The organism is Mycobacterium sp. DHQP2018-32-09 (genome assembly GCF_058148405.1).
In genome coordinates this window covers 22,550-36,424 of record NZ_JBYVYK010000034.1, presented here as the reverse complement: position 1 = coordinate 36,424, position 13,875 = coordinate 22,550, and the positions used below count along the sequence as shown (strand labels likewise).

Sequence of the window (13,875 nt, the reverse complement as noted above, 5' to 3'; positions counted from 1 at the left end):
AGTGCGGTGACGGCGTGTGGTGCACGATCAGCAGCGTCGTCACGACCGGTCCTTGCGCTGCGCGCGCTCCAGGTCGACGGCCTTGCGCATGGCGTCGCGGGCGCGCCTGCGGTCCCCGGCGTAGTCGTAGGCCCGTGCGATCCGGTACCAGCTGCGCCAGTCGTCGGGAGCGGCCTCCAACTCCGCCCTGACGTCGTCGAAGAGGGTGTCCGCGGCGTCGCGCGCGATGCGTCCCGACGGCCTCCGGGGCAGCCCGCTGACGTCGAGTTCGCGGCCCTGCTCCCGCATCTGGCGGGCCAGCCGCTGGTGGGTGAACCCGTCGCGCAGCGTCGCCACCATGGCCCACAGCCCGATGAACGGCATGATCAGGATCGCCGCGCCCAGACCGGTGGCCGCGGGCTCGCCCGAGCGCACCAGCAGCACGCCGGTACGTCCCAGCAGGACGAAGTACGCGACCATGGCCGCACACATCAACCCGATGAGGATCTGGATGCGCAGGGCGCGCCGATCGTCCGTCACGAGGTCACAGGTCGAGCAGCGGTTCGATGCCGACGGTCAGCCCGCGGCGTTCGGCCACGTGGCGCACGGCCAGCAGCACGCCCGGCACGAACGAGGTGCGGTCGATGCTGTCGTGCCGGATGGTCAGCGTCTCTCCCTGCGTGCCGAACAGCACCTCCTGGTGGGCGACCAGGCCGGCCACCCGCACCGAGTGCACCGGGATGCCGTCGACGCTGGCACCGCGGGCACCGTCGAGCCCCGTGCTGGTGGCATCGGGGTTGGGCGGCATGCCCTTTCGCGCCTCGGCGATGAGCGCGGCGGTACGCGCCGCGGTACCCGACGGGGCGTCGGCCTTCTGCGGATGGTGCAGCTCGATGACCTCGACGGACTCGAAGAACCGCGCCGCCTGCTTGGCGAACTGCATCGACAGCACCGCGCCGATCGCGAAGTTGGGGGCGATGATCACGCCGACGCCGGGTGCCGCGGCCAGCCACTCGCGCACCTGGGCGATGCGGTCGTCGGTGAAGCCCGTGGTGCCGACGACGGCGTGAATGCCGTTGTCGACGAGGAACTTCAGGTTGTCCATCACGACGCTCGGGTGGGTGAAGTCGACGACGACCTGCGTCTGGCTCTCGACGAAACGCTGCAGCGGGTCACCCGCGTCGACGCCGACCGTGAAGGTCAGGTCCTGCGCGGCCTCCACCCCGGCGACGATCGTCGCTCCGACCTTGCCCTTGGCACCCAGGACTCCCACTCGCATGGGCCCAGCGTAACGAAGGCCCCACGGCGTCTCGCGGCGCCGGTGACCAGCCGATCCGAGGCCACCCGAGCCGAATCGCCGTGGCGCTCGCATCCGCCTGGTTAGCATCGCGGCCATGCGCGACGCCAAGATCCTCGTCACCGGACCCACGGGCCAGGTGGCCGAGCCCATCGCCACGGCGCTGGCCCAGCACAACGAGGTGTGGGGCATCGCCCGGTTCACCGATGCCGCGGCGCGAGAGCGCTTGGAACGGGCGGGGATCCGCTGCCAGACGGTGAACCTCGCCGCAGGCGACTTCAGTGCGCTGCCGTCGGACTTCGACTACGTGCTGAACCTCGCGGTGGCCAAGAGCGGCCGGTGGGACAAGGACCTGGCCGCCAACGCCGAATCGGTCGGCCTGCTCATGGCGCACTGTGCCGACGCCAGGGCGTTCCTGCACTGCTCGTCGGCCGCGGTCTACGACCCGCCCGACGACGAGCCCCGCACCGAGTCCGCCGCACTCGGCGACAACCACCGCTCGATGTTCCCGACGTACTCCATCTCCAAGATCGCCGGGGAGGTGGTCGCCCGCACCATGGCGCGTGCGCTCGGGGTGCCGACCGTGATCGCCCGGCTCAACGTCCCCTACGGCGACAACGGCGGGTGGCCCTTCTTCCACATGGAGATGATGTTGGCCGGCATGCCCATCCCCGTGCCGCCGGGCGGCCCCGCGCGCTACAACCCGATCCACGAGGACGACGTCATCGCGACGCTGCCGCGGCTGCTGGAGGCGGCGGCGGTGCCCGCCGTCACCGTCAACTGGTGCGGCGAGCAGACGACGAGCCTGCAGGAGTGGTGCACCTACATCGGTGAACTCGTGGACCGCGAACCGGTGTTCGAGGTGAGCGACCACGCGCTGCGCGGTGGCCCGACGGACGCGACCCGGCTGCGCGAGCTGACCGGGGGGACGCGCGTCGACTGGCGCGACGGCATCCGCCGGATGGTCGCGACCTTCCACCCCGAGCTGGTCGCACCGTCGCGCTGACATCCCCGACGGGTCAGGACGACGGGTCGCCGATCCCCCGCAGAGCCGAATCGGCCCGCGCCAGTTCGGCTTCGGCCCGTTCCACGGCGACGACGGCATCGTCGATTGCCTGCTCGGCGGCGGCCAGCCCGGCGAGGAGCTGCTCGTAGCGTCGTCGTGCGCTGGCCACCGCGGCCCGGCATTCGTCGACCCGCTCGCGCGCACGATCGCGGGCGGCGGAGGCTGCCGCGCGGCGGCGTTGCGCGGCCCGCGTGTCCCGCGGGCGGACCGACCGCGGCGGTGACTTCTCGGGCACGGGAGCTTGGGGCACCGGAGCTTGGGGCACCGCGAAGTCCCCGAAGCCGGACCACCGCTGCGCCGCGCTCAACCGGCCCAGCCGGGCCGCGACGTCGGCATCGGCCACCGCCGCCTGGAACGTGCCCGAGACGTCCTCGAGCAGCGCAGGCGACGGTGTCTCGAGACCGGCCGCCGCCATGGCCGCACGGGTCAGCTCGTCGACGAGCAGGCGCTGCGCGCGGGTCAGCTCCCGGATGCGGGCGCCGTCCATGGCGGTGTGCGCGGCCTGCAACGCGGCGCGCACCGCGGCGAGCCGGGTGCGTACCGAGGGGTCGGCGCGCACCAGCACGTTGACCGCCCACGCCGCCACCGTCGGCCGGCGTGCCGCGCCGATGGCCCGGGCCGCGTCGGCGTCGCCGCTGCGGCGCGCCGCGGCGACCAGTTCCTTGCGCCGCGCCGTGAAGCCCTCGGGCCGCAGGCCGAAGAGTTCGTGAAGCGCCGCGTCCACGGCGCGCCCCGGCTCGTCGGCGCCCTCGCTCACAGGGGTGACGCCCCGCGCAGGTGCTCGAAGATCAGCGACGTCTGCGTGCCCGCGACGTCGGCGTCGGCGTTGAGGTTCTGCACGACGAACGATCGCAGGTCGTCGGTGTCGCGGGCGGCGACGTGCAGGATGAAGTCGTCGGTGCCCGCCAGGAAGTACACGTCCATCACCTGGGGGCGACGGCGGATCTGCCCGATGAAGCTGTCGATCTTGCCGCGGGCGTGCGATTGCAGGCTCACCGAGATCATGGCCTGCAACGACAATCCGATGGCCGCCGGATCGATGTCGGCGTAGAAGCCCCGGATGACCCCCAGATCCTGCAGTCGGCGCACGCGGCCGTGACAGGTCGACGGCGCGATGCCCACCAGCTCGGCCAGCGCGGTGTTGGACATCCGCGCATCGGCGTGCAGCGCGGTCAGGATGCGGCGGTCGACGTCGTCGAGGTCGACCGCTCGAACATTCTTCGACGACGACCCGACAGGAGCCAGCAATTCCGACGATTTGGGAGCCACAGGCGAACTATAACGAATCTTCGTCGTAGTAATTGCCATCTTCTCGACGTTTCTTCACACTTTTCAGCAGAACGCCATACACCCGAGGAGTAGCAGTGCGCGTCGGCATCCCCACCGAGATCAAGAACAACGAATACCGCGTCGCCATCACGCCCGCCGGCGTGGCAGAACTGACCCGGCGCGGCCACGACGTGCTGGTGCAGGCCGGCGCCGGCGCCGGCTCGGCGATCACCGACAACGACTTCAAGGCCGCCGGCGCCCAGCTGGTCAACGGCGCCGACGAGGTCTGGGCCGAGGCCGACCTGCTGCTCAAGGTCAAGGAGCCCATCGAGGCCGAGTACGGCCGCATGCGCAAGGGCCAGACCCTGTTCACCTACCTGCACCTGGCCGCATCGAAGCCGTGCACCGACGCCCTGATGACCTCGGGCACCACGTCGATCGCCTACGAGACCGTGCAGACCGCCGACGGTGCCTTGCCGCTGCTGGCGCCGATGAGCGAGGTCGCCGGACGGCTCTCGGCACAGGTCGGCGCCTACCACCTGATGCGCACCCAGGGCGGCCGCGGCGTGCTGATGGGCGGCGTGCCCGGCGTCGCCCCGGCCAAGGTCGTCGTGATCGGCGGCGGCATGGCCGGCGACAACGCCGCGGCCGTGGCCTGGGGCATGGGCGCCCACGTCACCGTGTTCGACCTCAACGTCAACACGCTGCGCAAGATCGACGCCGAGTACGGCGGCGCCATCGAGACCCGCTACTCGTCGTCGCTGGAACTCGAGGAGGCCGTCAAGCAGGCCGACCTGGTGATCGGCGCCGTGCTCATCCCGGGCGCCAAGGCCCCCAAGCTGGTCACCAATTCGACCGTCGCACAGATGAAGTCGGGTTCGGTGCTCGTCGACATCGCCATCGACCAGGGCGGTTGCTTCGAGGACTCGCGGCCGACCACCCACGACGACCCGACGTTCGCGGTGCACGACACCGTGTTCTACTGCGTGGCCAACATGCCCGGCGCGGTGCCGCGGACGTCGACGTTCGCGCTGACCAACGCCACCATGCCCTACGTGCTCAAGCTCGCCGACAAGGGCTGGCAGGCGGCGTGCCGGTCCGACGCCGCGCTGGCCAAGGGCCTGTCCACGCACGAAGGCGCGCTGCTCAGCGAGCAGGTCGCCAAGGATCTGGACCTGCCCTTCACCGATCCCGCCGGCGTGCTGGCCTAAGACCGCTCTCCCCTCGCCCGGTCGGCTGCCCTCGCGGCGCCGGCCGGGCGATGCCGTTTCCGGACCCGCCGCCGTTCTTGACACCTGTCAAGTATGCTCTCCGGCATGACGCTCGCCGACGTGCTACCCGACGCACCCACCACCACGGCCGACGCCCTCGCGCTGTTCGACGCCGCCCCCGCCGTCGAGCCCGACGCCATGATCGGCACCTGGCGCGGCGCCGAACTGCCCACCGGACACCCACTCGACGGCATGCTGGCCGCCAGCGGCTGGTGGGGCAAGCAGTTCGTCGACGCCGAGACCGTGCACCCGCTGCTGTTCCCCACCCGCACCCGCGATGCGCTGTGGGCGCTGAACCCGATGCTCGCGTTCGGCGGCCTGGGCATCGCCACCAAGCTGCCCGCGGTCCACCGGCTCGATCTCGGCGGCGTCATCACGACGCTGCGGCCCGTGCTGCGCGCCCGCACCGCCAAGGCCCGGCTGCGCACCACGCGCTACCGCGGCGTGGACAGCGCCACCATGATCTACGACCAACTGCCCATCAACGACGTCTTCCACCGCCTCGACGACGACTCGGTCATCGGCGCCATGGACCTACGCGGCCTGCGCGCGCCATACTTCTTCGTGCTCACCCGCGACGACTCACTGCCGGTGCGCCGCTGATCCCCACGACGCAGGAGGCCAGATGGCCGAGCTGGTCTCCGTCAACGTCGGCCTGCCCAAGGACGTGCCCTGGCAGCACCGCACCGTGCACACCGGCATCTGGAAGACGCCCGTCGACGGGCCCGTCATGGCCCGCACGCTCAACCTCGACGGTGACGGGCAGGGCGACCTCGGCGGTCACGGCGGCCCGAACCGCGCGGTGCTCGTCTACCAGGTGGAGTCCTACGACCACTGGGCCACCGTCCTGAACCGAGACGACCTGCGCCCCGGCCACTTCGGCGAGAACTTCACCGTCTCCGGGCTGGCCGACGACGAGGTCTGCATCGGCGATCGCCTCCGAATCGGCGACGCCGAGTTCGAGGTGACCCAGCCCCGCGTGACGTGCTTCCGCATCGGACTGCGGCTGGGGGTTCCCGAGATGCCCAACCTCCTCGTCGCACACCATCGCCCCGGCTTCTACCTCCGGGTGCTGCGGGAAGGACACGTTCGGGCCGGCGACACGATCGCCGTGACGGCGCGCGGTCCCCACCGACTGTCCGTGGCCGAGGTCGACGCGCTGCTCTACCTGCCGGGCCGGGACGACGACCGGATGCGCGACGCCCTCGACGTTCCCGCACTGAGCCCCGGATGGCAGGGGTCGTTCCGCGAATTGCTCGACGCCCCCGCCGGCACCGACACCGTGCCTCCCACGCCCGTCGGTCCCGCGTGGTCGGGCTTCCGCCCGCTGCGCGTCGCCGGCGTGCACACCGAGACCCCGGAGGTGATGTCGGTGCGGCTGCAGGCGCTCGACGGCAGCGCGCTCCCCGCCCCGCGCCCCGGCCAATACCTGACGATCCGCGTCGCGGCGGCCGACCCCGCCCCGGTGCGCAACTACTCGGTGTCGGACGCCGACGCGACGAGTTACCGAATCAGCGTCAAACGTGAACCCCGGGGTCTGGTGAGCACCTGGCTGCACGGCCGGCTCCGCGCCGGCGCGACCGTCGACGTCGCCGCCCCACGCGGTGACTTCCAGCTGGTCGAGGGCACCGGCCCGGTGCTGCTCGTCTCCGCGGGCATCGGCGTGACGCCGGTGCTCGCCATGCTGCGGGCACTGGCGGACCACCCCCGCGAGGTGTGGTGGATCCACACCACCCGAGACGCCACCACGCACGCCTTCAAGGCCGAGGTCGAGCAGCTCCTGGGCCGGCTGCCCCACGGGCACCGCCACATCAGGTACACCGGCAGTGACGGTCGCCTCGACGCCCGCGCCGTCGCCGCGCTGGGCCTGCCCGCCGACGCCGACGCCTACGTGTGCGGCCCCACGGCGTTCATGCGCGACGTGGGCGATCTGCTCACCGACGCCGGCGTGGACCCCGCCCGCATCCACACCGAGACCTTCGGAACGCTGACCGCCGTCAACCCCGGCGTCGTGGGCGCCGAGCACCCCGCCCCGCACCCGCCACCGGGAGCGCCGGGCGACGGGCCCGCGGTGACGTTCGCGCGCAGCGCGATCACCGTCGACTGGTCGAACGGATACGACAGCCTGCTGGACTTCGCCGAGGCATGCGACGTGCCCACCCGGTTCTCCTGCCGGTCCGGGGTCTGCCACGTGTGCACCACCCGGATCCTCGACGGCGCGGTGACCTACGCGGCGCCGCCGCTGGATCCGCCGCCCGACGGCGACGTGCTGGTGTGCAGCGCGGTGCCCGACGGACCCGTGATCCTGGACCTGTGACGCGTCAGCCGTCGCGCCCCAGCAGGTAGGGCACCACCGCCGCCGTCAGCTCGCCGACCACCGGGCGCAGCGTCGGGGCGTCGGGACCGCCCGCGGCGGTGCGCAGCATCACCGCCAGCAGCAGTCGCTCGCCGCCGGGACCGTAGGCGATGCCGACGTCGTTGGCCGTCGCATAGTCTCCCGCGCCGGTCTTGTCGGCGCTGGTCCACCCGTCCGGAAGCCCCGCGCGCATGCTGGAGGTCTGGTTCGCCCGCATCCACGCGTCGAGCTGGTTGCGCTGCGGCGGCGCCAGCACGTCCCCGGTGAGGATGCGGACGTACCCCGAACCGAGCGCCCGCGGGGAGCTGGTGTCCCGGGGATCGCCGGGGATCGCGGTGTTCAGCTCGACCTCCCACCGATCCAGGCGAGTGCGGTCGTCGCCGATGCCGCGAGCGAACTCGGTGATGCGCGAGGGTCCCCCGATGATGCGCAACAGCCCGTTGGCCGCGGCGTTGTCGCTGCGCTGCAACGCGGCGGCGCACAGTTCGCCGATGGTCATCGTGTCGTCCACGCGGGTCTCGGTGACCGGGGAGTTGGGGAGGATGTCGTCGGCCGTGATCGGCACGCGATCGTCGAGGCGAAGCCGGCCCGCCGCGTCCAGTTGCAGCACCCGCGCGGCGGCGTACGCCTTGAACGTCGAACACATCGCGGACGGCTCGTCGGCGCGATGGGCGACCACCCGATCGGAGTCCAGATTGGTCGCATACAGCCCCACCAGTGCGCCGTGCTCGCGTTCGACGTCGGCGATGCGCCGAGCCAGCTGATCTGCCAGCGGATCCGCCGGTGCCGCGGCGGCCCGCGGCGCGGCCGCCAAGACGGCCAACGCCGCCCCGCCGAGGACGAACCCGCGACGGCCGATCAACTCGCCAACGCCTTCAACGTGGCGGGCAGCGACCGCTTGGACCGGTGCGGCCCCAGCACCGCTGCGCCGAACGGACGCGACAACAGCTGCCGGGCAACCATGTTCACCTCGTCGACGGTGACGGCATCGATCAACTCGAGGGTCTTGGCGATGCTGCGGTGGCTGCCGTAGTTCAACTCGCTGCGGCCCAGTCGGTGCATCCGCGACGCGGAGTCCTCCAGACCGAGGACCAACCCGCCCCGCATCGACCCCTTGGCGATGCGGCACTCGGTCTCGGTGATGCCGTTGGCGGCAACGTCTTCCAGCACGCTGCTGGTCACCCGGACCACCTCGTCGAACCGCTCGGGCAAGCACCCGGCGTAGACCGAGAGCGCACCTGCGTCGGCGAACGTGTCGACCGTCGAATACACCGAGTACGCCAACCCTCGCGCCTCCCGAATCTGTTGGAACAGACGTGAACTCAGCCCACCACCGAGCGCACCGTTGAGCACCGACAGCGCCCAGCGATGCTCCCAGTGCCTGCCCGGGGTGCGCACGCCGAGGAACATGTGGGTCTGCTCGGTGTCCCGGTTGAGGAATTCCAACGTGGGCTCACCGGGCACCCGACCCGCACCGCGGCGCGGATCCACCGGCCGCCGGCCACGTTCCAGATGACCGCGAAAGTAGCGGCGCGCCAGGCGCACCACCTCGTCGTGGTCGACGTTGCCTGCCACCGCGAGCACCATGCGCTCCGGGGTGTAACGGCGGACGTGGAACGAATGCAGTTGGGCGCGCGTCATCCCCGAGACCGACTCGACGCTGCCGATCACCGGCCTGCCCACCGGGTGGCCGCCGAACATCGCGGACAGGAACACGTCGGACAGGGTGTCCTCGGGATCGTCGTCGCGCATGGCGATCTCCTCGAGCACCACGTCACGCTCCACCTCGACGTCGTCGACCGCACAGCGGCCGCGCAACACCACGTCGGCGACCAGGTCGACCGCCAATTCGAGGTCGGCGTCCAAGACGTGGGCGTAGTAGCACGTGTGCTCGCGTGCGGTGAACGCGTTCAACTCGCCGCCGACGGCGTCGACCGCCTGCGCGATCTCGACGGCCGACCGCGTGGGTGTCGACTTGAACAGCAGGTGCTCGAGGAAGTGCGCGGCACCGGCCACCGTGGGTCCCTCGTCGCGCGATCCGACGCCGACCCACAACCCGACCGAAGCCGAGTGCACCGACGGGATGTACTCCGTGACGACGCGCAACCCCCCGGGGAGGGTTGCGCGCCGTACCGAGTCAGCTGTCGACGTTCGCGGCATCGGCAGGTGCAGCAGCGGCATCCGACGACGCACCGTCGGCCGGGGCACCGTCGGTCGCCGCGGCCCCCGCCGCGTCCTCCTCGGCCACCAGGACCAGGGAGATCTTGCCGCGGTTGTCGATGTCGGCGATCTCGACCCGCAGCTTGTCGCCGACCTTGACCACGTCCTCGACCTTGGCGATGCGCTTGCCGCGCCCCAACTTCGAGATGTGGACCAGGCCGTCACGACCCGGCAGCAGCGACACGAATGCGCCGAAGTCGGTGGTCTTGACCACCGTGCCGAGGAACCGCTCACCCACCTTGGGCAGCTGCGGGTTGGCGATGGCGTTGATCTTGTCGATCGCCGCCTGCGCCGCCTCGCCGTTGGACGCACCGACGAACACCGTGCCGTCGTCCTCGATGGAGATCGACGCGCCGGTCTCCTCGGTGATCGAGTTGATCATCTTGCCCTTGGGCCCGATGACCTCGCCGATCTTGTCGACCGGCACCTTGATGGTGGTGATGCGCGGCGCGTACGGGCTCATCTCGTCGGGGGCGTCGATGGCCTCGGCCATCACCTCGAGGATGGTGATGCGCGCGTCCTTGGCCTGCGCGAGCGCGCCGGCCAGGACCTGGGACGGGATGCCGTCGAGCTTGGTGTCCAGCTGCAGGGCGGTGACGAAGTCCTTGGTGCCCGCGCACTTGAAGTCCATGTCGCCGAAGGCATCCTCGGCGCCCAGGATGTCGGTCAGCGCGACGAAGCGACGCTCGGTCTTGCCGTCCCCGACTTCGACGTCGTCGGACACCAGGCCCATCGCGATGCCCGCCACCGGCGCCTTCAGCGGCACGCCGGCGTTGAGCAGCGACAGCGTGGACGCACACACCGAACCCATCGACGTGGAGCCGTTGGAGCCCAACGCCTCCGACACCTGACGGATGGCGTACGGGAACTCCTCGACACTGGGAAGCACCGGCATCAGCGCCCGCTCGGCCAGCGCGCCGTGGCCGATCTCGCGACGCTTCGGCGAGCCCACGCGACCGGTCTCACCGGTCGAGTACGGCGGGAAGTTGTAGTGGTGCATGTAGCGCTTGCTGGTCTCGGGGCCCAGCGAGTCGATCTGCTGGGCCATCTTCACCATGTCGAGGGTGGTGACGCCCATGATCTGGGTCTCGCCGCGCTCGAACAGCGCGCTGCCGTGCGCCCGCGGGATCACCGCGACCTCCGCCGACAGGGCGCGGATGTCGGTGATGCCGCGGCCGTCGATGCGGAAGTGGTCGGTGAGGATGCGCTGGCGCACCAGCTTCTTGGTCAGCGACCGGAACGCGGCGCCGATCTCCTTCTCGCGACCCGCGTAGGTCTCGGCGAGCCGGTTGAGCACCTCGACCTTGATCTCGTCGGTGCGCTCCTCGCGCTCCTGCTTGCCGGCGATGGTCAGCGCCTTGGCCAGCTCGTCGGTCGCCACGGACGCCACCGAGTAGTAGACGTCGTCCTGGTAGTCGGGGAACACCGGGTAGTCGCCGGTCTCCTTCGCCGCCGCATCGGCCAGCTCCTGCTGGGCCTTGCACAGCGCCGCGATGAAGGGCTTGGCGGCCTCGAGGCCCTCGGCCACGACGGCCTCGGTGGGGGCGCCCGCGCCGCCGGCCACCAGCTCGATGACGTTCTCGGTGGCCTCGGCCTCGACCATCATGATCGCGACGTCCCCGCCCTCGACCACGCGACCCGCCACCACCATGTCGAACACGGCGTTCTCGAGCTGTTCGTTGGTCGGGAACGCGACCCACTGCGAGTCGATCAGCGCGACGCGCACGCCACCGACGGGGCCGGAGAAGGGCAACCCGGCGAGCTGCGTCGACGCCGACGCGGCGTTGATGGCCACGACGTCGTACAGGTCCTTCGGATCCAGGCTCAGCACCGTCACCACGACCTGGATCTCGTTGCGCAGACCCGAGACGAACGACGGGCGCAGCGGCCGGTCGATGAGTCGGCAGGTGAGGATGGCGTCGGTGGACGGCCGGCCCTCGCGGCGGAAGAACGAGCCGGGGATGCGGCCCGCGGCGTACATGCGCTCCTCGACGTCGACCGTCAGCGGGAAGAAGTCGAAGTGGTCCTTGGGGTTCTTGGAGGCCGTGGTGGCCGACAACAGCATGGTCTCGTCGTCGAGGTACGCGACGACGGACCCGGCGGCCTGACGCGCCAGGCGCCCGGTCTCGAAACGGATGGTGCGGGAGCCCAGGCTCCCGTTGTCGATGACGGCGGTCGATTCGTAGACGCCGTCTTCAATCTCTACTGCAGACATGACTCTTGTCAGGCCTCTCTGATTCTCGTGCGTGCTCGCACCCTCTTTCGTGCGCCCTGCGAAATCCCGGGGATGTCCTGACGGCCGTCGATCGAAGCGGCCGGATGCCAGCCCCGGCAGCCACTACCGAAGACCGCCCATGCGATACCGGGCTCTTTCGGTGACACACTGGAACGGTCGGGCGGACATGCGCCAACCGCACCAAACGTCTTGACCTACTGGTTCAAAACGTGTCCATGCTACATGCCGGCCGACGACCGACTTCACGTGACGCCCTCGACGCACACCGTGAAGCGGCGCTCGTCGTAGGGATAACCCATCCCACTGCCGCACTGGTTCGGGTCGGCGACGTGCCGGAGGATCTGCGTGGCGCGCTGCCGATGCGGGGCCGCGGCGTCGGCGCAGTCGACGCGGTAGGGATCGGCCGCGCCGCCCGGGTCGACGCTCATGCAGCCGCCGACCACCCAGTCGACGTCCAGGCACACCGTCCGGGTGGACCCGTCGAACGCGCTCGTGGAGTACGACGAATCGACGTCGGAGGGGCACTCGTCGGCCCCCTGCGCCACCTCGACGACCTTGAAGCTGGACTCGGGGCTGCCGCACGCGGCGCCGACGACGTCGAGTCGGTCGGGTGGGCCCCCCACCCGCAGACAGTCACCCACCTGCATGGTCGTGGCGGCGGTCGACGAGCAACCGGAGGATCCGGTGATCACGACCGCCGCCACGATCGCGAGCGGGAACACCGCACGCAGGTTCGGCACGACCGCGCCGGCTACCGAGCCGGCAACGCCCGACGAGGCCCCGTCGACGAGATCAGCGACGCAGGCCCAGACGCTCGATCAGCGAGCGGTACCGCGCGACGTCGACGGCTGCGACGTACTTGAGCAACCGCCGCCGACGACCGACCAGCAGCAGCAGGCCACGACGCGAGTGGTGGTCGTGCTTGTGCTGCTTGAGGTGCTCGGTGAGGTCGGAGATGCGCTTGGTGAGCAGCGCGACCTGAGCCTCCGGCGAGCCGGTGTCGGTGTCGTGCAGGCCGTACTGGCCCAGGATTTCCTTCTTCTGTTCGGCGGTGAGCGCCACGGAATTACTCCATCCATCGGTCCGCGAGGAAAACGAGACCCGCGGGGCGGCCACCGCGAACTACAGCACGCCCCAGGTCGGCGGCGAGCATAGCAGTCGCCGCCTGCCCGCTGCGAATCCGACGACGCAGCTCAGAGGGATTCGCGCAGGATGCCGCGGGCCCGAGCGGTGTCGCCCTCCATGGCGGCGATGAGGTCGTCCACCGAGTCGAACTTCTCCTGGCCGCGCACGCGCGCCACGAAGTCGACGGCCACGTGCTGCCCGTAGAGGTCGGCCTCGTTGTCGAGCACGAACGCCTCGACGGTCCGGGTCCGCCCCGAGAACGTCGGGTTGGTGCCCACCGACACCGCGGCCTGGTAGCGCTCCCCCGGCGTGACGGTGCCCATCACCGGGCCGTGCCCCAGCACCGTGAACCATGCGGCGTACACGCCGTCGGCGGGGATGGCCGAATGCATCGGAGGAGCGACGTTGGCGGTCGGGAAGCCCAGCCCGCGGCCGCGCCCGTCGCCGCGCACCACCACGCCCTCGACGCGGTGCGGCCGACCCAGCGCCTCGGTCGCGGCGACCATGTCACCGGCGTCGACGCAGGCGCGGATGTAGGTCGACGAGAACGTCACGGTCTCGGCGGAGTGGTGGTCGGCGACCAGCGACATCGACTCGACGGCGAACCCCAGCCGCTCGCCTGCCTTGCGCAACATGGCGACGTTGCCCGCCGCCTTCTTGCCGAACGTGAAGTTCTCGCCCACCACGACCTCCAGGACGTGCAACCGCTCGACCAGCAGTTCGTGGATGTAGCGCTCGGGGGTGAGCTTCATGAAGTCGGTGGTGAACGGCATCACCAGGAAGACGTCGACACCCAGTTCCTCGACCAGTTCCGCCCGCCGCGTCAGCGTCGTGAGCTGCGCGGGGTGACTGCCGGGGAACACCACTTCCATCGGGTGCGGGTCGAACGTCATGAGGACCGTCGGCACGCCGCGCGTCCGACCCGCCTTCACGGCATGGTTGATCAACTCGGCATGTCCTCGGTGCACACCATCGAACACACCGATGGTGACGACGCACCTGCCCCAGTCCGTGGGGATCTCGTCCTGGCCCCGCCAGCGCTGCACACCGCCACCC

General features: G+C 70.7%; 14 protein-coding genes. 4 read left to right on the top strand and 10 right to left on the bottom strand.

Going from position 1 to position 13,875, the window contains the following annotated elements:
* Nucleotides 1-39 precede the first annotated feature (39 nt).
* Together AC30CM_RS17280 and dapB are read right to left on the bottom strand one after the other, a co-directional pair.
* On the bottom strand, nt 40-519 hold the full coding sequence (locus tag AC30CM_RS17280; RefSeq protein ID WP_490118125.1) for a hypothetical protein: 480 nt from the start codon (nt 517-519) through the stop codon (nt 40-42).
* 4 nt (nt 520-523) lie between these two features.
* Nucleotides 524-1,258: a 4-hydroxy-tetrahydrodipicolinate reductase gene (gene dapB / locus AC30CM_RS17275; RefSeq protein ID WP_490118124.1), complete on the bottom strand. Its 735-nt coding sequence runs from the start codon at nt 1,256-1,258 to the stop codon at nt 524-526.
* A gap of 115 nt (nt 1,259-1,373) precedes the next feature.
* On the opposite strand from dapB, the gene AC30CM_RS17270 reads away from it, so the two are divergent.
* The gene (locus tag AC30CM_RS17270; protein WP_490118123.1) at nt 1,374-2,282 is read left to right on the top strand and encodes an NAD-dependent epimerase/dehydratase family protein; all 909 of its coding nucleotides are present in this window, start codon (nt 1,374-1,376) and stop codon (nt 2,280-2,282) included.
* A 13-nt stretch (nt 2,283-2,295) separates the two neighbouring features.
* Here the strand turns inward: AC30CM_RS17270 and AC30CM_RS17265 are convergent, their stop codons facing one another.
* Complete coding sequence (locus tag AC30CM_RS17265) at nt 2,296-3,099, bottom strand: hypothetical protein (protein ID WP_490118122.1); 804 nt, start codon at nt 3,097-3,099, stop codon at nt 2,296-2,298.
* Complete coding sequence (gene aldR / locus AC30CM_RS17260; RefSeq protein WP_490118121.1) at nt 3,096-3,611, bottom strand: HTH-type transcriptional regulator AldR; 516 nt, start codon at nt 3,609-3,611, stop codon at nt 3,096-3,098. Before aldR ends, AC30CM_RS17265 begins: the two co-directional genes overlap by 4 nt.
* Nucleotides 3,612-3,706: 95 nt before the next feature.
* Between aldR and ald the strand changes: the two genes are divergently transcribed.
* The 3 genes from ald to AC30CM_RS17245 all read left to right on the top strand — a co-directional run bounded on the left by ald (nt 3,707) and on the right by AC30CM_RS17245 (nt 7,199).
* Complete coding sequence (ald, locus tag AC30CM_RS17255) at nt 3,707-4,822, top strand: alanine dehydrogenase (RefSeq protein ID WP_490118120.1); 1,116 nt, start codon at nt 3,707-3,709, stop codon at nt 4,820-4,822.
* A gap of 105 nt (nt 4,823-4,927) precedes the next feature.
* On the top strand, nt 4,928-5,485 hold the full coding sequence (locus AC30CM_RS17250) for a DUF4334 domain-containing protein (RefSeq protein WP_490118119.1): 558 nt from the start codon (nt 4,928-4,930) through the stop codon (nt 5,483-5,485).
* Between the two features lie 22 nt (nt 5,486-5,507).
* The gene (locus AC30CM_RS17245) at nt 5,508-7,199 is read left to right on the top strand and encodes an MOSC domain-containing protein (RefSeq protein ID WP_490118118.1); all 1,692 of its coding nucleotides are present in this window, start codon (nt 5,508-5,510) and stop codon (nt 7,197-7,199) included.
* Nucleotides 7,200-7,203: 4 nt separating this feature from the next.
* Here AC30CM_RS17245 and bla read toward each other — a convergent pair whose 3' ends face one another.
* The 6 genes from bla to AC30CM_RS17215 form a co-directional block, all read right to left on the bottom strand.
* Nucleotides 7,204-8,100, bottom strand: coding sequence for a class A beta-lactamase (gene bla, locus AC30CM_RS17240; protein WP_490118117.1), 897 nt, complete (start codon nt 8,098-8,100; stop codon nt 7,204-7,206).
* Nucleotides 8,097-9,398: a M16 family metallopeptidase gene (locus tag AC30CM_RS17235; protein ID WP_490118156.1), complete on the bottom strand. Its 1,302-nt coding sequence runs from the start codon at nt 9,396-9,398 to the stop codon at nt 8,097-8,099. The genes bla and AC30CM_RS17235 overlap by 4 nt, the downstream gene beginning before the upstream one ends.
* Nucleotides 9,376-11,673 carry a polyribonucleotide nucleotidyltransferase gene (locus AC30CM_RS17230; protein ID WP_490118116.1) on the bottom strand — a complete coding sequence of 766 codons (2,298 nt, stop codon included), beginning with the start codon at nt 11,671-11,673 and terminating at the stop codon, nt 9,376-9,378. Before AC30CM_RS17230 ends, AC30CM_RS17235 begins: the two co-directional genes overlap by 23 nt.
* Nucleotides 11,674-11,936: 263 nt before the next feature.
* The gene (gene lppU, locus AC30CM_RS17225) at nt 11,937-12,434 is read right to left on the bottom strand and encodes an LppU family putative lipoprotein (RefSeq protein WP_490118115.1); all 498 of its coding nucleotides are present in this window, start codon (nt 12,432-12,434) and stop codon (nt 11,937-11,939) included.
* Nucleotides 12,435-12,486: 52 nt separating this feature from the next.
* Nucleotides 12,487-12,756: a 30S ribosomal protein S15 gene (gene rpsO, locus AC30CM_RS17220; RefSeq protein ID WP_490118114.1), complete on the bottom strand. Its 270-nt coding sequence runs from the start codon at nt 12,754-12,756 to the stop codon at nt 12,487-12,489.
* Nucleotides 12,757-12,887: 131 nt separating this feature from the next.
* Nucleotides 12,888-13,865, bottom strand: a complete 978-nt coding sequence (locus AC30CM_RS17215) for a bifunctional riboflavin kinase/FAD synthetase (RefSeq protein ID WP_490118113.1) — start codon at nt 13,863-13,865, stop codon at nt 12,888-12,890.
* Nucleotides 13,866-13,875 lie beyond the last annotated feature (10 nt).